We start from the raw sequence: 19,180 nt of genomic DNA, 5'->3' as shown, positions 1-19,180 counted from the left end.
GGTTGCATCATGCTAGCAAATGACCCGGGGAGATGTCCCATGCCGCAAGCCAAGGTCGCACTGGTGATCGGTGCCGGCGACGCCACCGGAGGCGCCGTCGCGCGTCGCTTCGCGCGTGAGGGCTACGTCGCCTGCGTCACCCGCCGCCACGCCGACAAGCTCGAATCGCTGGTGCAACGCATCGAGCAGGACGGCGGCAAGGCTCACGCCTTCGGCAGCGATGCCCGACGCGAGGAATCCGTAGCCGCCTTGTTCGAAACCATCGAACAACAGATCGGCCAGATCGAAGTCCTATCCTTCAACGTCGGCGGCAACGTTCGCTTTCCGATCCGCGAGACCACCACCCGGGTCTACACCAAAGTCTGGGAAATGTGCGCGCTGTCCGGCTTCCTGGCGGGACGCGCGGCGGCCAGTGTCATGTTGCCGCGCGGCCGCGGCACCATCCTGTTCACCGGGGCCACCGCCAGCGTGCGCGGCGGCGTGGGCTACGCCGCCTTCGCCGGCGGCAAGCACGCGCTGCGGGCGCTGGCGCAAAGCATGGCGCGCGAACTCGGCCCAGCCGGCATCCACGTCGCCCACGTCGTCGTCGATGGCGCCATCGACACCGATTTCACCCGCCAGCGCGCGCCCGATCGTTACGAAACACGCAAGGCCGCCGACGGCATCCTCAACCCGGACTCGATCGCCGAGAACTACTGGCTGCTGCACCGTCAGCCGCGCGATGCATGGACCCACGAAATGGATCTCCGCCCGTGGTCGGAAACCTGGTGACGGAGACCCGCCAATGAACACTCAGCCATGAACACCCAGCCATGAACACCCAGCCATGAACGGCCCGCTGGCCGGCATCCGGGTCATCGACCTCACCACGGTCGTTTCGGGGCCGGTATGCACCATGATCCTGGCCGACCAGGGCGCCGACGTGATCAAGGTCGAACCGCCCTCCGGCGACATCGCTCGGCGCACCTCCGGCGAGGGCGAGTTCACCGCGATGTTCGTCTCCTCCAACCGCGGCAAGCGCTCGATCGCGCTCGACCTGAAGCAGCCATCCGGGTTGGCCGCGCTGCGCCGCCTGATCGCCGGCGCCGATGTGCTGGTACAAAATTTCAGACCCGGAACGATGGCGCGGCTCGGCCTGGCCGAACCGGAAATGCGGGCGGCCAACCCGAAGCTGATCTACGTCTCGATCTCCGGCGTCGGCGAAACCGGCCCGTACGTGAAAAAGCGCGTCTATGACCCGGTCATCCAGTCGCTGTCCGGCTTCGCCGACGTCCAGGCCGATCAGGCCACCGGGCGGCCGCACATGATCCGCACCATCGTCGCCGACAAGACCACCGCGGTCTACGCCGCCCAGGCAGTGTGCGCGGCCCTGGTGGCACGCGCGCGAGACGGGCAGGGGCAGCATATCCGGTTGTCGATGCTCGATACCATGGTCGGCTTCCTGTGGCCCGAGGCAATGGCCCAATACACCGTGGTAGGCCGGGAGCACGCCCCACAACCGGCGCCGCGACCCGATCTCATCTTCCAGACCCGCGACGGCTACATCACCGTCGGTTCGCTATCCGATGCCGAATGGCGCGGCCTATGCGCCGTCATCGCGCGCCCGGAATGGATCGACGATCCGCGCTTTCGCACGCCCGCGGCACGATCGCTGAATGCCGCCGAACGCATCCGCCTGGTGGCCGAGATCCTCGCCCAAGGACACAGCCAGGACTGGCTCGACCGGCTCGACGCCGCCGAGGTACCGTGCGCTCCGGTGCTACGCCGAGCCGACGTGATGGCCGACCCGCAAGTGATCAACAACGAACTGATCGAAACGATGCAGCAACCGACGCTGGGGGCGGTCCGCCAGCCCCGTCCGGCCGCGCGGTTCGACCGTACTCCAGCCCGCATCGCCGGCGCCGCCCCGCGCATCGGCGAACACACCGACGCCATCCTCGCCGAGGCCGGCTACAGCGCCACCGAGATCGCCGCTTTGAAGACCGCACGCGCCGCCAAATCAGTGGAGTAGCAACGCCTGGCGCAAACCCCGTTCAGATGAACGGATAAAGCTGCGCATGAAACAATGCCAAAAGTAACGGGGGAAGAAAAAATGTCCACCGGACGCATCCTGTGGGGAGCAGGCACCAGCCGCACAATCCGAGCGCATTGGGCCCTGCACGAACTGGGCCTGAGCTTCGAACTGCGTCCAATCCTGCCACGCACCGGCCAGACCAAGACCACCGAATTCACCGCCCTCAACGCTCGGCAAAAAATACCATTACTTCAGGACAACGGACTGATCCTGACCGAGAGCGCCGCCATCATCAGCTACCTGTCGGACGCCTATGCCAAGCCGGATAACCGGCTGATCCCGATCGATCCGCAGCCCCGCGCGCGATGCCTGGAATGGTGCTTCTTCGTGATCAGCGAACTGGATGCGACCTCGCTCTACGTGATGCGACGCCACGGCGACCTCGGCCACATCTACGGCGACGCCCCGGTCGCCAACGCCTCGGCCGCCAACTATTTCCAGCAGCAGATGCGCAGCGTCGAGCGCGCGCTGCATGACGATCCGCGCTACATCCTGGGCGACAGCTTCAGCGCCGCCGACATCTTGCTGTCAACCTGCCTCACCTGGGCGGTTCGCTACGGCGTCCCCGTCTCCGATCCGGTAATGGCCTATAACCAGCGTGTCACCAGCCGCCCGGCCTACGCCCGAGCACTGAACACCAACCACCCACCGGCCGATGCTGGCGCCCCCGCCCGCTAGCGCGGCCCAGACCGAGTCCCGGTCAGGCAATCAGAATCGCCCTGACATCATTGACGTTGGTCAGCGTCGGACCGGTGACGATCAGGTCGCCGATCGCGGCGAAAAACCCGTGGCTGTCATGCGCCGCCAGCGCGGCTCGGGCCTCGCTGCCGGCGGCAACAGCGCGGCTCAGCGTATCGGGGGCCAACACCGCCCCGGCGATCTCGTCCATGCCATCGATCCCATCGGTGTCCCCAGCCATCGCCCAGATCCCCGCGGCGCCCTGCAGAGCGATCGCCAGTCCCAATAGGAAGGTGGTGTTGCGCCCACCCTTGCCGGTCGCGCGCGGCGACATCGTGACCGTGGTCTCACCCCCCGACAGCAGCAAAGCCGGCGGCCGCAACGGCTCACCATGACTGCGCACGGACTGAGCGATCCCCGCCATCACGCTGCCCATCTGAGCCGCCTCGCCCTGCAGCGCATCACCCAGAATCAGCGGCGTCAGCCCCAGCGTGCGAGCCTTCGCCGCCATCGCCCGCAGCGCCATCATCGGCGTCGCGATCATGCGAAAATCCACCCCCGTCAGGCTGCCCGGCTTCGGCGTCTCGTCGTCATCACCGGCCAGCCGAACGCCGACCGCCGTCGGGGGATCGATGCCATAGCGCGCCAGTAGCCCACGCGCCTCGGCAAACGTGCTGGCATCGGCAACCGTCGGCCCCGACCCGATCACCGCCGGATCGTCGCCCGGCACATCGCTGATCGCCAGCGTCACCACCCGAGCCGGCGCGGCGGCCGCGGCCAGCCGTCCGCCCTTGATCGCCGAAAGATGCTTCCGCACCGCGTTCATCTCGCCAATATTCGCCCCACACGCCAGCAGTGCTCGGTTGATCGCCTGCTTGTCCGCAAGCGTCAGCCCACCCACCGGAGCCGCGAGCAACGCCGAAGCGCCGCCCGAGATAAGCGCGATCACCAGATCGTCCCGGGTCAGCCCCTCGACCTGCCGCAGCAACCGCCGCGCTCCGCGTTCGCTGTTCTGGTCCGGCACCGGGTGCGACGCCTCGATCACCTCGATCCGCCGCGTCGGCACCGCATGACCGTATCGCGTCACCACGACGCCCCGCAGGTCCACGTCCGGCCACGCATTTTCCAGCGCCGCCGCCATCACCGCAGCCGATTTGCCGCCGCCGACGACAACGCAGCGCCCCGATCGCGGCTTCGCCGGCAAATGCCCCGCCAGCACGCTGCGCGGGTCGGCGGCGGCCACCGCGGTATCGAACAGGTCGCGCAACGCCGCCCGCGCCACAGCATCGGTCCAACCCCCTTCGGGTCCTCCCGCGTCGGACAATCTCGCCTCGGGCGCCCCGCGGGTTTCCTCGGTCATCAGCCGTTTCCTGTGTTTTTCGCCCGCCCCAGTATGGCGAAGCCGGCCCGAACGCGCCATGTTTGACGCTGGCAATCCCCGAAAGCGCCATCTCTGGCGCTGGCCCCCCGAACGCGCCATCTCTGGCGCTGGCAATCCCGAAACGCGCTATCTCTGGCGTCGGCAACCAAGGAGCCACCTATGTCCGCACCCGAATTCGACGCCAAGACCCGCACCGAACTGGAGGCCGCCGCCTTCCGCCGCCTGGTCGGCCACCTGCGCGAACGCACCGACGTGCAGAATATCGACCTGATGAACCTCGCCGGCTTCTGCCGCAACTGCCTCAGCCGGTGGTACCGCGAGGAAGCCGCCACCCAAGGCATCACCATCGCCGATCCCGACGCCCGCGAGATCGTCTACGGCATGCCCTACAAGGAATGGCAAACCAAGTATCAGGCGGAAGCCTCGCCACAACAGAAAGCCACCTTCAGCAAAACCAACCCCACGCACTGAGGCCTGCGCGGGAGTCCGAATCCGGGACCCACCGAACCGAAGCGTCGCGATATCCCGCCTGTAGCGCAGCCTCGACGCCACCTGCTGTCGATGCCGCTGGTTTGGGCATGTCCGTGACGCGTGAAGATGTCCGCCTGATAAAACAAATCAAATGTCCATCTCGGTGGTTTTTGATGCGCCGGTGGAGTTGTGTGTAACGCGCTTGCGTTATGCACAAATCCACCGGTGTCTTGCGCCGGAGTGTTGAATGGCATGGTCATGCGGCGGCCCTCGGAACGGTTGGTTGGATGGCTACGGCGTCGCGGTCATAGCGGCCCAAGCAGCGCGGCCCATCGAAGATCGCCAGACCGCCATCGGGGTATTCATGCACCCGGATCGTCGCCCGGACGTAGTGGTGGCGGTGTGTCTGCTCGGGGATCTGCAGCGTTTTGCCGCGCCATGACACGCAGTTGTCCCGCCCGACACGGCGATCCTCTTGCAGGCACAGCGTATCCGCCAACGGAGCGCCGACATAGGCGACAAAGGCGGATCCTGCCTCGGATGCCGCGACGCCGAAGCGGGCATTGAAGTCGGGCATGAAGACCTCTCGTAGATACACGTTCGCAACCTCGGCGCTGGCCAGCCCGCGGATCCGCAGTTGCTGAGGAAGACGACCTTGCAGCGTGCCGAAAGCCCGCTCCATGCGACCGCGCGCTTCGGGCGAATAGGACGGGATGTGGCGGATGCCGAGCTGTGCCAGGGCGCGGCCGACCTGGGTGAGGTTCTGTTTGTCGACTTTGCCACTGGCCTCCGGCGTCAGGAAATAATGCGAGCCGCGATCGGTGTAGAACGCCCCGAAAAGCCCGTGCCGCTGGATCGTTTCAGCCAGTCCCCGCAGGCTCGACATGGTGCCTTCTTGCTCGGTCAGGAAGATCGAGGTGATGTGCCCGGTGGCATCATCGAGGGTGACGATCAGGTCCTGCTGGGCGGCGGTGCCGGGTAGCCAGCAATGCGTCGAGCCGTCCTGGAACAGCAGCATGCCAGGCAGCGGCCGCCGCTCGCGCTTCTTGCGGTGCTTGCCCCGCAGCGTCGCCTTTTGCACCAGTCCAGCCGATTGCAGCGCCAGCCGGGTGACCGTGTAACAGAGCTTGTAGTTGTGCTCGCGGCGCGCTGTCTCGTGGAAGTGCTTGACCGAGAAATCCCGATATCGGTCACGATACAGCGCGCACATCCGACCGATCTCCGTGGTGTCAGCACGCCGCGGCGACGCCGTCCCTAGGCGCCGGTCGCGCAGTCCCTCGACGCCTTCGTCGTCAAACCGGACGCACATACGGCGGAACTGCCGACCCGATACACCAAGCAGGTCCCCGGCCTGATCGGCGCTCAGACGCCGATGGCGAAAGCGCTCCAGCGCGGCCTCGAACCGGCTCACGAAAACACCCCACAAAGCCCGTTGTCGCCGCATGTCCTACCTCTCGAACAGGCGGCGAACATTCCGGACATTTCACGCGCTAACAAACACGGACAGATCACGCGCTCCCAACATGCCGCTGGTTTGGGCATTGACCCCGCTGGCTGCCGAAGCTATCCCCGCCCGCCCTGTGGCAGCGGAGACAAACGATACGATGGCGAAGCCGGTCAGCGAGGAAGAGATCAAGTCCGGCGGAGTGGCAGCCGATCGCCTGCGCAGCCTGGTCGAACGAATCGAACGCCTGGAGGAAGAGCGCAAGGCGCTAGCCAGCGACATCAAGGACATCTACGCCGAGGCAAAATCCGCCGGCTTCGACGTCAAGGTGCTGCGTCAACTGATCCGCATCCGCAAACAGGAAGCCGCCGAGGTCGAGGAACAGGAAACCATGCTCGACATCTACCGCCGCGCGCTCGGGATGTAGGCGTTGCGCGGGACCGCACCGTTCGGTGCTGGAATGCGGCCGGAATCATCGCTACAGTGGCACAATGCCCGACGGTCTATATCACCGTGATGCGTTAGCATGGTCCGAACATCAGGCCATGCTACTCCGCCGTATCGCGCGGGGAGAACGGGTCAACGACATCGACTAGGCGCGCGTTGTCGAGGAGATCGAGGGCGTGGGATTGTCCGAGCTCCACGCAATGCAGTCCCTCCTGCAACAAATTCTCGTCCATCTCCTCAAATTGCACGGCTGGCCCCAGCGCAGTGCAGCGGGTCCCTGGCGGGCCGAAATCGTTGCTTTCCAGGCAGACCTGTGTCGGCGTTTCGCGCCGTCGATGCGTCAGAGGATCGATTTGCCGCAGCTCTATGATCTCGCGGCCACGCAGGTCGGCAAGCTTCGACACGCCCACCGCGCCAGCTCCCGAACACTGCCCAGTCACCCTCGCCGATCTGCTGACCAAATCCCCCGAGGATATGGAAGCCTTGTTCGCCGTCTGCTGACGGCGCCCCGACGTCATTTGCCATTGTGGCTACTTCCAGGACCCTCGCCCCATACCCTCCCAAAGCCTTCCCGCCGGCCCAGCGCCATCCAATCTGGAATGCCACTGTTCGGCTCGTTATAAAGGCAACCATGCCCGACGATCTCTATGACCGCGACGCGCTGGCCTGGTCCGAGCATCAGGCAACGTTGCTACGGCGCGCCGCCAGCGGCGAGCAAGTGAATGACATCGACTGGGCGCACGTTTTCGAGGAGATCGAAGGCGGGGGGCTGTCCGAATTGCACGGTGTGCAGTCCGACCTCGGGCAAATCCTCGTACATCTGCTCAAACTCATGGCTGGCCTTCGCTCCCCACCAGCCGCCATTGGTGCAGCGAGATCGTGGCCTTTCAAACCGAGGCACAACGACGCTTTGCGCCGTCGATGAGGAAAAGAATTGATCTCGAACCGATCTATGCTCGGGCGGTCCTGCAAATCGAGCCGCTCCGTTCTGGCGGCAGGCAGCCTCGCATTCTGCCCGCAGCGTGCCCCGTCACCTTGGATGATTTGCTGACCGCGAGCTGTGACGAACTCGAGACTGCGTTCCGGCGCGGGTGATCGCGTTGCCGGCGGATTTCCCATCACCGCCAACGCCCCACGCCGTTCACAAAGAAATCCGCAGCCACGCCCCCAACTCCCCAATGATCCCGCGCCGGAACGCCAGCACGCAAATCATGAAGATCGCCCCCTGAGTCACCGTCACCCAGGCCCCAAACTGCGCCAGGTAGTTCTCCATCGCCGTCACCACCCCCGCGCCCACCACCGGCCCGAACACCGTCCCCAGCCCGCCCAGCAACGTCGTCAGCACCACCTCGCCAGACGTCGGATAGTTCACATCGGTCAGCGTCGCGATCCCGAACACCAGCGCCTTGGTGCCCCCCGCCACCCCAGCGATCGTGCACGACAGCACAAACGCGATCAGCTTGTAGTCATCGGTCCGATACCCCAACGAAGTCGCCCGAGGCTCGTTCTCCCGGATGCCCTTCAGCACCTGGCCGAACGGTGAGTGGATGATCCGGTGCACCAGCAGAAAACCGCCAATGAACACCGCAGCCGTCACCCAGTACATCGTCATATCGTTATTAAGATTGATGAAACCGAACAGATGCCCACGCGGCACCTGCTGGATGCCGTCCTCCCCACCCGTGAACGGCGCCTCCAGGCAGAAGAAATACACCATCTGCGCCAGCGCCAGCGTGATCATGGCAAAATAGATGCCCGACCGGCGGATCGCCAGATACCCCAGCACCAGCCCCAGCGCCGCCCCGGTCAGCCCGCCGAAGATGATCGCTATCGAGGCATCCACATGCCAATGCTTCATCGTCCACGCCGCCACATAGCTGCCCATACCGAAAAACGCCGCATGACCGAACGACAGCAGCCCGACATAGCCGATAATCAGGTTGAACGCGCAGGCGAACAGCGCCGCGCACAGCACCCGCATCAGGAACACCGGATACAGCACGAACGGGCTGACCGCGATCACCGCCACCATCACCACGAAGGCGATCGCCTGCGCGCGCGAGAAGCCGAACATCCCATGCGTCTGCGCGCGGGAGAAACCCGCCATCTCAGGCCGCCTTCCCGAACAGCCCGCGCGGCCTGACCAGCAGCACGATCACCATCACCAGGAACACCACGGTGGCCGAGGCCTGCGGATAGAACACCTTGGTCAGCCCCTCGATCACGCCAAGCCCGAAGCCAGTCAGGATCGAGCCCATGATCGACCCCATCCCGCCGATCACCACCACCGCGAACACCGTGTTGATGAAGTTGCTCCCCATGTTCGGATTGACCGAGTAGATCGGCGCCGCCAGCACCCCGGCGAACGCCGCCAGCGCCACCCCCGCGCCATAGGTCAGCGTGATCATCCGCGGCACATTGACCCCGAACGCCTGCACCAGCGGGGCATTCTCGGTCGCCGCCCGCAGCGTGGCGCCAAGCGACGTCTTCTCGATGATCGCCCAGGTCGTAAGGCACACCACCAGCGCCGCCACCACCACCCAGCCACGGTAGATCGGCAGGTACATGAACCCCAGGTTGACCGCGCCCTGCAGAATGTCGGGAATACGATACGGCAGGCCCGAACTGCCATAGGCGTTGCGGAACAATCCCTCGATCACCAGCGCCATGCCGAAGGTCAGCAAAAGCCCATACAGATGGTCCAGCTTGTACAACCGGCTGATGATGGTCTTCTCCAGCACCACCCCGATAATGCCGACCAGCAACGGCGCCAGGATAAGCGACGGGAAATAGCCGATCCCCAAGTAGTTCAGCAGCATCCACGAGGCGAACGCCCCCATCATGAACAACGCCCCATGAGCGAAGTTGATGATGTTGAGCAAGCCGAAGATCACCGCCAGCCCAAGCGACAGCATGGCATAGAATGCGCCGTTGATCAGCCCCAGCAGAAGCTGCCCGAACAGCAGCGGGCCGGGAATGCCGAAGATCATGATCATGATGCTTGCCCGGCCATGCGCTTCCCCAGATCTCAGGCCTTGACGAAAGCGCAATGACCGTCGGCCAGCGGACGGAAAGCCTCGTCGCCCGGCGTGGTCGCCACCAGCTTGTAGTAGTCCCACGGCGCCTTGCTCTCGGACGGCTGCTTCACCTCGAACAGATAAGACGTGACCAGATTGCGCCCGTCCTCGCGGATTTTCGAAGTGCCGAAGCAATCGTCATCCACCGGCATCGCCTTCATCCGGTTCACCGTGGCGACACCATCCTTCTTCGCCTCGGCCGCCCCCATCTCGGCCACCGTCTTCAAGTAATGCAGCGTCGCCGAGTAGCAGCCGGCATGGCTCATGTTCGGATAATTCTTCGGCGTCTTCGGCAGCACCCGCTTGGTAAACGCTCGGGTGCGATCGTTCATATCCCAGTAGAAGCTCTCTGTCAGATTCAACCCGTGCGCCACATCCAGCCCAAGCGCGTGCACGTCGGTGATGAACATCAGCAGCGCCGCCAGCTTCATCGACTTGTTCAAGCCGAATTCGTTCGCCTGCTTGATCGAGTTCACCGTGTCGCCGCCGGCATTCGCCAGACCCAGCACCTTGGCCCCGCTGGACTGCGCCTGCACCAGGAACGATGAAAAATCGGTGGTGCCGGGAAACGGATACTGCGCCGCCCCCAATACCTTGCCGCCGGACGCCTTGATGAAGCCCGTGGTGTCGGCCTGCAACTGCTTGCCGAAAGCATAGTCGGCGGTCATGAAATACCACGAATCGCCGCCCGCCTTCACCACCGCCCCGCCGGTCGATTTGCCCAGCATGTAGGTGTCATACGTCCAATGCACGAAATTGGGCGAACACGCGGACCCGGTCAGCGCCGAAGTCGCCGCCCCCGAATTAAGGAAGACCTTGTTCTTCTCCCGCACCACCGACTGCAGCGCCAGCGCCACCGACGACGTCGGCACGTCAAGCAGCATATCGACACCGTCACGGTCGAACCATTGCCTGGCGATCGAGACCGCGAGGTCGGGCTTGTTCTGGTGATCGGCAGTAATCACCTCGACCTTCAACCCCTTGGCCGCGACGCCGAAATCCTCCAGCGCCTGCTTGGCGCAGATCACCGACGTGATGCCGCCGGTGTTGGCATAAGGCCCCGACTGATCGTTCAGCACGCCGATCTTGATCACCGGTGATTGCGCCCGCGCCGGACGCAGCAGCGGCGCCGCGACCGGCAAGGTGGCGGCCAGAGCGGCGGTGCGAAGTGCGGAACGGCGTGTCAAAGTCATCGATCAACCTCTATGCTTGCGTAAGACTATACTGATCAGTCGTCACCTGGTGGTCGCCCGCCGTGTCGCGGACCCGCCGGCCCCGTTCGTCCGTCAGACCCCGAGATATTCGTGCAACTTGTCCATGCTGGACCCGAGCAGATGGTTCGGTATCATATCGACGATCTTGCCGTGCTCCATCACGTAGTGCCGATCCGCCACCGTGGCCGCGAAGCGAAAATTCTGCTCGACCAGCAGCACGGTAAAACCGCGATCCTTGATCTCCCGAATGGTGCGCCCGATCTGCTGCACGATCACCGGAGCCAGACCCTCGGTCGGCTCATCCAGCAGCAGCATCTTCGCCCCGGTGCGCAGGATCCGCCCGATCGCCAGCATCTGCTGCTCGCCACCCGACAGCTTGGTGCCGTGCGCGGTGCGGGCGCGCTCCTTCAGGTTGGGGAACAGCGCATAGACCTCGGCCACCGACAGCCCGCCGGGGGCGACGACTGGCGGCAGCATCAGGTTCTCGGTCACTGACAGCGACCCAAAGATGCCGCGCTCCTCGGGGCACAGCGCGATACCCGCCCGGGCGATCTGGTTCGGCATCAACCCGACCATCTCGGCGCCACGAAACTTCACCTGCCCCTCGCGCCGCGGCACCAGCCCCATGATCGACTTCATCGTCGTGGTCTTGCCCGCCCCATTGCGCCCCAGCAGCGTGACAACCTCGCCCTCGCGCACCTCGAAATCCACCCCGTGCAAGATATGGCTCTCGCCGTACCAGGCATTCAGGCCCTTGACTTCAAGCATCGCGTCGCGCCGCCACGGTCATGCGTCCACGGTGCCGAGATAGGCCGCGATCACCTCGGGGTTGGCCGAGACCGTCTCATAGTTGCCCTCGGCCAGCACCTTGCCCCGCGTCAACACCGTGATCGTGTCGCACAGCCCTTCCACCACCGACAGGTTATGCTCCACCATCAGGATGGTACGACCCTGCCGGATGCGCCGGATCAGCTCGACGATGCGATCCACGTCACCATGCGCCATGCCCGCGGTCGGCTCGTCCAGCAGCATCATTTCGGGATCGAGTGCCAGTGTGGTGGCGATCTCCAGCGCTCGTTTCAGACCATACGAAAGGTCCGCGACCGGCGTTGCCGTGTACCCCGACAGCCCGACATCGAACAGCAATTGATGCGCTCGGTCGTCGAACACCTTCAGCGCGGATTCCGAACGCCAGAAGTCAAAGCTCGCACCGCGCGCCCGCTGCAACGCCAGCCGGACGTTCTCCAGCGCCGTCAGATGCGGGAACACCGCCGAGATCTGGAAACTGCGCACCAACCCCAGCCGCGCCACCATCGCCGGTTTCATCCCGGTGATGTCGCGACCCTTGAACCTGATGCTGCCCCGGGTCGGCGCCAGGAAGCTGGTCAGCAGATTGAAGCAGGTCGTCTTGCCGGCGCCGTTCGGACCGATCAGGGCGTGGATGGTGCCGGTCCGCACCCGCAAGGAGACGCTATCCACCGCGACGAAGCCGGCGAATTCACGCGTCAAGCCATCAGTTTCCAGGATGGTGTCGCTCACCCCCGGACGTCTCCCTCGGTTTAGATTAATTCCAGTGTCAGGGCGTTTTGCATATACCGTGCCGAGGTGCAAGGCTGCGTCCGGCGCGGAATGCGGTGATTTGATCGCTCCGCGGTCACACCGCGCGGCGCGGCTTTTACCCGCCGCAACGGCGGTTGCGATGATCCGCCTGCACGCAACCACACACCCACCGCAAGGCACACCAGCCGACGGTCCGCCACGACAAACCAAAGCCCCCGCGACGGCGCCGGCGGGTGAAAAAGCCGCAACCTCACGCCGCCGGTCAACGAAAGCCTTCCCGCGCGCAACCGCCGCGTTATACCACGCAGCCGTTGGTGCATCGTCGTCCCCTCGCCCTGTGCTGCCGCCTGCTTGGCGCGATCTCGCTGCTGTCCGGCTGCGATATCGGCCACGACTACCGGCGCCCGCCGCTCGACATACCCGCTTCCTACCGCGCAACCTCGCAAACCGCGGCCGCCGCCTGGCCATCCGCCGATTGGTGGCGCCGCTTCCGCTCGGCAGAGCTGGACCGGCTGATCCAACAAGCGCGCACGCAAAACTTCGACATCGCCGCCGCCATCGCCAGGGTGCGCCAGGCCGATGCCCAGGTGCGCATCGCCGGCGCGCCGTTGCTGCCCGACATCAACGCCACCGCCAACGCCAGTTGGCAACACGAAGGCCTCGGCACCGGCGGCCGCTTCAGCGGCGGCGGATTCGGCGGCTCGAATGCCAGCTTCGACTTCCACAGCTACGGCATCGGCCTCAACGCCGCCTACGAACTCGACTTCTGGGGCCGCAACCGAGCCGTCCGGCGCTCCGCGGTGGCCTCGGCGGTGTTCAGCCGGTTCGATCAGCAGACCGTGGCGCTGACCATCGTCACCGAGGTCGCCAACACCTGGTTCGTCGCCCTCTCGCTGGCCGATCGCCTGGCAGTGGCTCGGCGCAACCTGGCCGACGCAGAACAGACCCAGCGGGTGATCCGCGGCCGCTTCGAGGCCGGCACCGCCAGCCGCCTCGACATCGCCCAGCAGGACGCCCTGGTCGCCGGCGAGCGCGCCCTCATTCCCGGCTTTGTCAGCCAGTTGCAACAGCAGGTCATCGGCCTCGGCATCCTCACCGGCCAGCCCCCCGAACGCATCGCGGTGCGCCCTGGCACGCTGACCGATCTGGCGCTGCCCGTGGTCGCGCCCGGCCTGCCCTCGGCGCTGCTCGCCCGGCGTCCCGACGTCGCCGAGGCCGAGGCCCTGCTGGTGGCGCAGAATTTCAACATCACCGTGGCGCGCGCGGCGTTCTTCCCCACCATCCAGTTGACCGCCAGTGCCGGCTATCAGGCCGCCGCGCTGAACCAGTTGATCACTCCGGGCGGCGCTTTGGCCTCGCTGGCCGAGGGCCTGACCTTGCCGATCTTCGACGGTGGCACGCTGCGCGGTCAGCTCGATCTCGCCAAGGGCCGCTATGACGAGCTGCTGGCCGACTACCGGAAGGCGGTGATCCAGGCCTTCACCGACGTCGACACCGCGCTGACCGGCTGGCGCTACGCCACCGAACAGGAGCGCCTGCAGCGCGTCGCCGTCGACACCGCCCGCACCGCGGCGACCATCGCCCGCGCCCAGATGGCAGCCGGCACCGTCGATATCACCACCGTGCTGACCGCGGAGACCACCTTGTTCAGCGACGAGGACACATTGGTGCAGGTGCGTCTTGCACGTGCGCAGGCACTGCTAAGTCTATACAAGGCACTGGGCGGCGGCTGGGCGGCGCCGCCGGGGCCCATCAACGCTGGTTTCCCTGGCCTCGACCCCGGCCTGATCAGCGGCGGTGTGGCGCTTCCGATCGGAGAAAACATCAGATGACCGGCGGCTCGACAGCAGGGCAGGGCAGGGCGCCCAGGCACCCCGACCAGCAAGCCTCTCCTCGCCCCAACCCCGGCGACCGCGGCATCGCACGGAAAGCCTCCGGATGCACGCCCCCCGCATGCACGCCCCCCGCATGCACGCCCCCCGCATGGACGCCCCCCGCATGGACGCACTAACACGCGAACCGGCCGACATCCGCGCGCGGCCCCGCCTGCGCCGCTGGGGCATGGTCGGCCTCTGCCTGCTGCTCGCCGCCGCCATCATCTACGCCATCTGGTTCTTCCCCGGCGCGGCGCCGCCGCCCGCCAAGCACGACGCCGATGCCGGCCAGCCGGTCCCGGTGCTCACCGCCCAGGCAACCGCCAGCAACGTGCCGATCTACCTCGACGGCCTGGGCACCGTGCAGGCGTTCTACACCGTCACCATGAAGCCCATGGTCGATGGCCCGCTGATCGCGGTGAAGTTCAAGGAGGGCCAGGAGGTCCACAAGGGCGACGTGCTGGCCCAGATCGATCCGCGCACCTACCAGGCCGCGCTCGACAGCGCGATGGCCAAGAAGGCCCAGGACCAGGCCCAGCTCGCCAATGCTCGGCTCGACCTCGCCCGCCAGCAGAAGCTGGTCGCCAACAACTACACCTCGGCGCAGCAGGCCGATACCGCCAAGGCCCAGGTGGCCCAGTTCGAGGCCCTGGTGCAGCAGGACCAGGCGCAGATCGACACCGCGCGGACCCAGCTCAGCTACACCACGATCACCGCCCCGATCGATGGACGCACCGGCATCCGCCAGGTCGATCCCGGCAACATCGTGCACGCGACTGATAGTACCGGCATCGTGGTGATCACCCAGTTGCAGCCGATCGCGGTGCTGTTCACCCTGCCGCAACAGGCGCTGCCGAAAGTGGCGCAGGCGATGGCCGACGCCAACGCCTCCAACGGCAGCGCGCCCAACGGCAACGAGCCCGACGGCGGCGCATCCAATATCGGCGCGCCCAAAGGCAATACACCCGACGGCGGCGCACCCAATGGCGGCGCATCCAACGGCAACGCACCCAACGGCGGCGAACCCAATGGCGGCGCACCGGTGCTGGCGTTCGCCCAGGACGCCGCCGGCGCCGCGGCAACGCTGCTCGATACCGGACGCCTGACCGTGCTGGACAACCAGGTCGATCCGACCACCGGCACGATCAAGCTCAAGGCGGTGTTCCCGAACTCGCGCCAAATGCTCTGGCCGGGCGGCTTCGTCCGCGTCAGGCTGCGCACCGAAACCGCCAACGACGCGATCGTGGTGCCCCCCTCGGCGATCCAGCGCGGCCCGCGCGGCCCTTACGTCTTCGTCATCGGCAGTGATCTGAAGTCGGAACGGAAACTCGTCACCGTCGGCTACGAGGACGAGCAGCAATCGATCATCAAGGCGGGCCTCCGCCCCGGAGAAACCGTGGTGACCGACGGCGCCTCCCGGCTGTCGGACGGCACCAAGGTCACCATCGCCAAACCGGACGCCGACGCGGCGCCAAGGCCCGAGCAACCGGCGGCACCGGGGGTCGGTCGGGATGCGCCTCGGTAGCCACCGGAAAAGCAAGCCGAGGGGCGCCCCCCCTCGACCCCGCCAAGCGCCGCCGGCGCTTGGAACCCGTCCGTCGCCCCGATGAGCATCTCCGAACCGTTCATCGCTCGCCCGATCGCCACCTGGCTGCTGGCGCTGGCGATCCTGCTGGCCGGCGCGCTCGGCTACCGCGCCCTTCCGGTCTCGGCCCTGCCGGAGGTCGATTTTCCCACCATCCAGGTGGTCACCCAGCTTCCCGGCGCCAGCCCCGAAACCACCGAAACCCTGATCACCGCCTCGCTCGAACGCCAGTTCGGCCAGATCCCCGGCCTCGTGCTGATGACCTCGCAAAGCGCCGAGGGAACCAGCCAGATCACCCTGCAGTTCGGCCTCAACCGGTCGATGGATTCCGCCGCCCAGGACGTCCAGGCGGCAATCAACGCCGCCGCCGCAACGCTGCCCACCAACCTGCCATACCCGCCGACCTACTCGAAGGTGAACCCGGCCGACGCACCGATCCTGACCCTGGCCCTCACCTCGAACCGCGTCCCGATCGACGTCGTCAGCGACTCCGCCGACACCCTGCTGCAACCGAAACTCTCCGAAATCGCCGGCGTCGGGCGCGTCACCGTGCAGGGCGGCATGCGCCCCGCCGTCCGGGTGCGGGTCGATCCCGCCAGGCTCGCCGCCTACGGCCTGGCGATGGAGGATGTCCGCACCGCCGTCGCCGCCGCCAACGTCAACGGCGCCAAGGGCGGCTTCGACGGCTCCCGGCTGGCATTCTCGCTCGGCGCCAACGATCAGTTGGTCGATGCCAGCGCCTACCGGAACCTGGTGATCGCCTGGCGCAATGGCGCCCCGGTGCGGCTGTCCGCCATCGGCAACGTCATCGGCGGGATCGAGAACGACCGCGTCGCCGCAACCTACGACGGCACCCCAGCCGTGGTGCTCGACATCCAGCGCCAGCCCGGCGCCAACATCGTGCAGACCGTGCAGGCGATCCAGGAGGCGCTGCCCCGCCTGCGCAAGGCCATGCCGTCGGGCATCGACATCGCCGTCGTCACCGACCGCACCGAGACCATCCGCGCCTCGGTCGCCGACGTCCAATACACCCTGATCATGTCGGTGGTCCTGGTGGTGCTGGTGATCTTCGCCTTCCTGCGCAGCCCGCGCGCCACCTTCATCCCCGCCATCGCCCTGCCGCTGTCGCTGATCGGCACCTTCGGCATCATGCAGATGCTGGGCTATGGCCTCGACAACCTTTCGCTGATGGCGCTGACCGTCGCGACCGGCTTCGTGGTCGACGACGCCATCGTCATGATCGAAAACGTCGTCCGCTACATCGAACGCGGCGTACCCCCTCTCGAGGCCGCGTTCCGCGGCGCCTCCCAGATCGGCTTCACCATCGTGTCGCTGACCGTCTCGCTGATCGCGGTGTTCATCCCGCTATTATTCATGACCGGCGTGGTCGGCCGCCTGTTCAGGGAATTCTCCGTCACCCTGGCGGTTTCGGTGGTGGTCTCCGCGGTCATCTCGCTGACCCTGACCCCGATGATGTGCGGCCGCCTGCTGCGCCCCACCCACGACGCCAAGCCCGGCCTGCTCGCCCGCATCAGCGAGCGCGGCTTCGACCGCCTGCTCGCCGGCTACCGCCGCACCCTGGACTGGAGTTTTGCCCACCAACCCCTGGTCCTCGCGGTCGGCGCCCTCACCCTGGCCGGCACGCTCGGCCTCTACACGGTGGTGCCAAAAGGCTTCCTGCCGCGCCAGGACACCGGCGTCATCCTCGCGGTGACCGAGGCCGCGCAAAGCGCCTCGATCCCCAAGCTGCTGGCGCTGCAGACCCGCATGGCCGAGATCGTCCGTCAGGACCCGGCAGTCACCGGGGTGGTCTCCTTCGTCGGTGCCGGCACCATCAACACCACCCCCAACACCGGCCGGCTGACCATCGCGCTGAAGCCCGTCGGCCAGCGCGCCCCGCTCGACACCGTGCTGGCCCGGTTGAAGGCGGCGATCACCCCGATCCCCGGTATCACCGCGTTCTTCCAGCCGGTGCAGGACATCCAGATCGGCACCAGGGTCAGCCGCACCCAATACCAATACACCTTGATGGACACCGACGCCGCCGAACTGGCGACCTGGGCACCCCGCCTACGTGCCAAACTCGCCACCCTGCCGCAACTGCGCGACGTCGCCAGCGACCAGCAAGACGACGGCTTCCGCACCCAGATCGTCGTCGACCGCGATGCCGCGATGCGCCTCGGCGTGTCGATGCAGGCGATCGAGGACACCCTCTACGACAGCTTCGGCCAGCGCCAGATCTCCACCATCTTCGGCCAGGCCAACCAGTACCGCGTGGTGCTTGAAGCCGATCCGCTGTGGCAGGCCGATCCCGACAGCCTGCGCCTGCTGCGCGTGCCCGCCACCGCCGGCGCCCAAATGTTCGGCACAGCCAGCGCCCCAGCGTCCGGCAACCAGGCGTCCGGCACAACCAGCGCCCCCGGCAACCAGGGGTCCGGCACGGCCAGCACCCCAATGTCCAGCAACCAGGCGTCTGGCAATCAGGCGTCCGGCAACCAGGCGTCCGGCACCGCCGGCGCCCAGATATCCGGCACCCCCTTCGCCCAGGTGCCGCTGTCGGCGATCGCGCGCATCGAAAAAGTCACCGCCCCGCTGGTCATCACCCACCAGGAGCAATTCCCCGCCGTCACCCTGAGCTTCGACCTCGCCCCCGGCTACGCCCTGGGCAACGCCGTCAACGCCATCGCCCGCGCCGCTGCCGACATCGGCATGCCACAGACCATCACCGGCAACTATTCCGGCGACGCAGCCGAGTTCCAGTCCTCGCTCGCCGCCGAACCCTGGCTGATCCTGGCCGCCGTGGTGGTGATCTACATCGTTCTGGGCGTGCTCTACGAAAGCTGGATCCACCCGATCACCATCCTGTCCACCCTGCCGTCCGCCGGCATCGGCGCCCTGCTCGCGCTGATGGCCTGCGGCATCGACCTGTCGCTGGTGGCACTGGTCGGCATCGTGCTGCTGATGGGCATCGTTAAGAAGAACGCCATCATGATGGTGGACTTCGCGATCGAGGCCGAACGCAGCCGAGGCCTGTCCTCGCATGAAGCAATGCGCGAGGCCTGCCTGCTGCGCTTCCGCCCGATCATGATGACCACCATGGCTGCCCTGCTCGGCGCCCTGCCGCTGGTCCTGGAACACGGCGCCGGATCCGAACTGCGCTACCCGCTGGGCGTCACCATCATCGGCGGCCTGCTGCTGTCGCAGTTCCTCACCCTCTACACCACCCCGGCGATCTACCTGGCATTCGAACGCCTCCGCCAGCGCCTGATCGGCCCCCGCTCGGCTGAACCAGCGGCAGCGGAGTAAGTTTTCCAGCGATCAGGTGCCCAAAAGCCGGATTGATATTCGTCACCCGTCACCTCACACTTAGCAAAG

At 66.3% G+C, this 19,180-nt stretch carries 18 protein-coding genes; 11 read left to right on the top strand and 7 right to left on the bottom strand.

What is annotated here, in order from left to right; genetic code table 11:
- The first annotated feature begins 39 nt into the window (after positions 1-39).
- From ACQY4T_RS16865 to ACQY4T_RS16855, 3 genes are all read left to right on the top strand, one after another.
- The gene (locus ACQY4T_RS16865; protein ID WP_428532916.1) at positions 40-771 is read left to right on the top strand and encodes an SDR family oxidoreductase; all 732 of its coding nucleotides are present in this window, start codon (positions 40-42) and stop codon (positions 769-771) included.
- Between the two features lie 55 nt (positions 772-826).
- Positions 827-2,011, top strand: coding sequence for a CaiB/BaiF CoA transferase family protein (locus tag ACQY4T_RS16860; RefSeq protein WP_428532913.1), 1,185 nt, complete (start codon positions 827-829; stop codon positions 2,009-2,011).
- A gap of 81 nt (positions 2,012-2,092) precedes the next feature.
- Complete coding sequence (locus ACQY4T_RS16855; protein WP_428532910.1) at positions 2,093-2,752, top strand: glutathione S-transferase family protein; 660 nt, start codon at positions 2,093-2,095, stop codon at positions 2,750-2,752.
- A gap of 22 nt (positions 2,753-2,774) precedes the next feature.
- Here the strand turns inward: ACQY4T_RS16855 and ACQY4T_RS16850 are convergent, their stop codons facing one another.
- Positions 2,775-4,112: a glycerate kinase type-2 family protein gene (locus ACQY4T_RS16850; RefSeq protein WP_428532907.1), complete on the bottom strand. Its 1,338-nt coding sequence runs from the start codon at positions 4,110-4,112 to the stop codon at positions 2,775-2,777.
- Positions 4,113-4,292: 180 nt separating this feature from the next.
- On the opposite strand from ACQY4T_RS16850, the gene ACQY4T_RS16845 reads away from it, so the two are divergent.
- Positions 4,293-4,604, top strand: coding sequence for a DUF1244 domain-containing protein (locus tag ACQY4T_RS16845; RefSeq protein WP_428532904.1), 312 nt, complete (start codon positions 4,293-4,295; stop codon positions 4,602-4,604).
- Positions 4,605-4,860: 256 nt separating this feature from the next.
- Here the strand turns inward: ACQY4T_RS16845 and ACQY4T_RS16840 are convergent, their stop codons facing one another.
- On the bottom strand, positions 4,861-6,015 hold the full coding sequence (locus ACQY4T_RS16840) for an ISNCY family transposase (RefSeq protein WP_428532901.1): 1,155 nt from the start codon (positions 6,013-6,015) through the stop codon (positions 4,861-4,863).
- Positions 6,016-6,208: 193 nt separating this feature from the next.
- Here ACQY4T_RS16840 and ACQY4T_RS16835 point away from each other — a divergent pair, with 193 nt between their 5' ends.
- The 4 genes from ACQY4T_RS16835 (at position 6,209) to ACQY4T_RS16820 (ending at position 7,590) form a co-directional block, all read left to right on the top strand.
- Entirely contained in the window at positions 6,209-6,475 is a 267-nt protein-coding gene (locus ACQY4T_RS16835) for a DUF2312 domain-containing protein (protein WP_428532898.1), read from the top strand.
- A gap of 220 nt (positions 6,476-6,695) precedes the next feature.
- The gene (locus ACQY4T_RS16830) at positions 6,696-7,118 is read left to right on the top strand and encodes a DUF29 family protein (protein WP_428532895.1); all 423 of its coding nucleotides are present in this window, start codon (positions 6,696-6,698) and stop codon (positions 7,116-7,118) included.
- An 8-nt stretch (positions 7,119-7,126) separates the two neighbouring features.
- Positions 7,127-7,420, top strand: a complete 294-nt coding sequence (locus ACQY4T_RS16825; RefSeq protein ID WP_428532892.1) for a DUF29 family protein — start codon at positions 7,127-7,129, stop codon at positions 7,418-7,420.
- Positions 7,375-7,590 (top strand): hypothetical protein, encoded by a 216-nt coding sequence (locus ACQY4T_RS16820; RefSeq protein WP_428532889.1) that lies wholly within the window; start codon positions 7,375-7,377, stop codon positions 7,588-7,590. The genes ACQY4T_RS16825 and ACQY4T_RS16820 overlap by 46 nt, the downstream gene beginning before the upstream one ends.
- A 46-nt stretch (positions 7,591-7,636) precedes the next feature.
- Here ACQY4T_RS16820 and ACQY4T_RS16815 read toward each other — a convergent pair whose 3' ends face one another.
- The 5 genes from ACQY4T_RS16815 to ACQY4T_RS16795 form a co-directional block, all read right to left on the bottom strand.
- Complete coding sequence (locus ACQY4T_RS16815; RefSeq protein ID WP_428532886.1) at positions 7,637-8,602, bottom strand: branched-chain amino acid ABC transporter permease; 966 nt, start codon at positions 8,600-8,602, stop codon at positions 7,637-7,639.
- A gap of 1 nt (position 8,603) precedes the next feature.
- Entirely contained in the window at positions 8,604-9,491 is an 888-nt protein-coding gene (locus tag ACQY4T_RS16810; RefSeq protein WP_428532883.1) for a branched-chain amino acid ABC transporter permease, read from the bottom strand.
- A gap of 32 nt (positions 9,492-9,523) precedes the next feature.
- Positions 9,524-10,765, bottom strand: coding sequence for an ABC transporter substrate-binding protein (locus ACQY4T_RS16805; RefSeq protein ID WP_428532880.1), 1,242 nt, complete (start codon positions 10,763-10,765; stop codon positions 9,524-9,526).
- Positions 10,766-10,858: 93 nt separating this feature from the next.
- Entirely contained in the window at positions 10,859-11,554 is a 696-nt protein-coding gene (locus ACQY4T_RS16800) for an ABC transporter ATP-binding protein (RefSeq protein WP_428532877.1), read from the bottom strand.
- Positions 11,555-11,572: 18 nt separating this feature from the next.
- A complete protein-coding gene (locus ACQY4T_RS16795) occupies positions 11,573-12,325 on the bottom strand; it encodes an ABC transporter ATP-binding protein (RefSeq protein ID WP_428532874.1) in 753 nt (250 codons plus the stop codon).
- Between the two features lie 335 nt (positions 12,326-12,660).
- On the opposite strand from ACQY4T_RS16795, the gene ACQY4T_RS16790 reads away from it, so the two are divergent.
- The 3 genes from ACQY4T_RS16790 to ACQY4T_RS16780 all read left to right on the top strand — a co-directional run bounded on the left by ACQY4T_RS16790 (position 12,661) and on the right by ACQY4T_RS16780 (position 19,111).
- Positions 12,661-14,178, top strand: coding sequence for an efflux transporter outer membrane subunit (locus ACQY4T_RS16790; protein ID WP_428532871.1), 1,518 nt, complete (start codon positions 12,661-12,663; stop codon positions 14,176-14,178).
- 166 nt (positions 14,179-14,344) lie between these two features.
- On the top strand, positions 14,345-15,745 hold the full coding sequence (locus ACQY4T_RS16785) for an efflux RND transporter periplasmic adaptor subunit (protein WP_428532868.1): 1,401 nt from the start codon (positions 14,345-14,347) through the stop codon (positions 15,743-15,745).
- 81 nt (positions 15,746-15,826) lie between these two features.
- Positions 15,827-19,111 carry an efflux RND transporter permease subunit gene (locus tag ACQY4T_RS16780; protein ID WP_428532865.1) on the top strand — a complete coding sequence of 1,095 codons (3,285 nt, stop codon included), beginning with the start codon at positions 15,827-15,829 and terminating at the stop codon, positions 19,109-19,111.
- Positions 19,112-19,180: the final 69 nt, after the last annotated feature.

The organism is Rhodopila sp., from assembly GCF_965277825.1.
In the GTDB taxonomy this organism is placed as follows: Bacteria; Pseudomonadota; Alphaproteobacteria; order Acetobacterales; family Acetobacteraceae; genus Rhodopila.
This window is presented reverse-complemented; position numbering and strand designations above follow the sequence as displayed.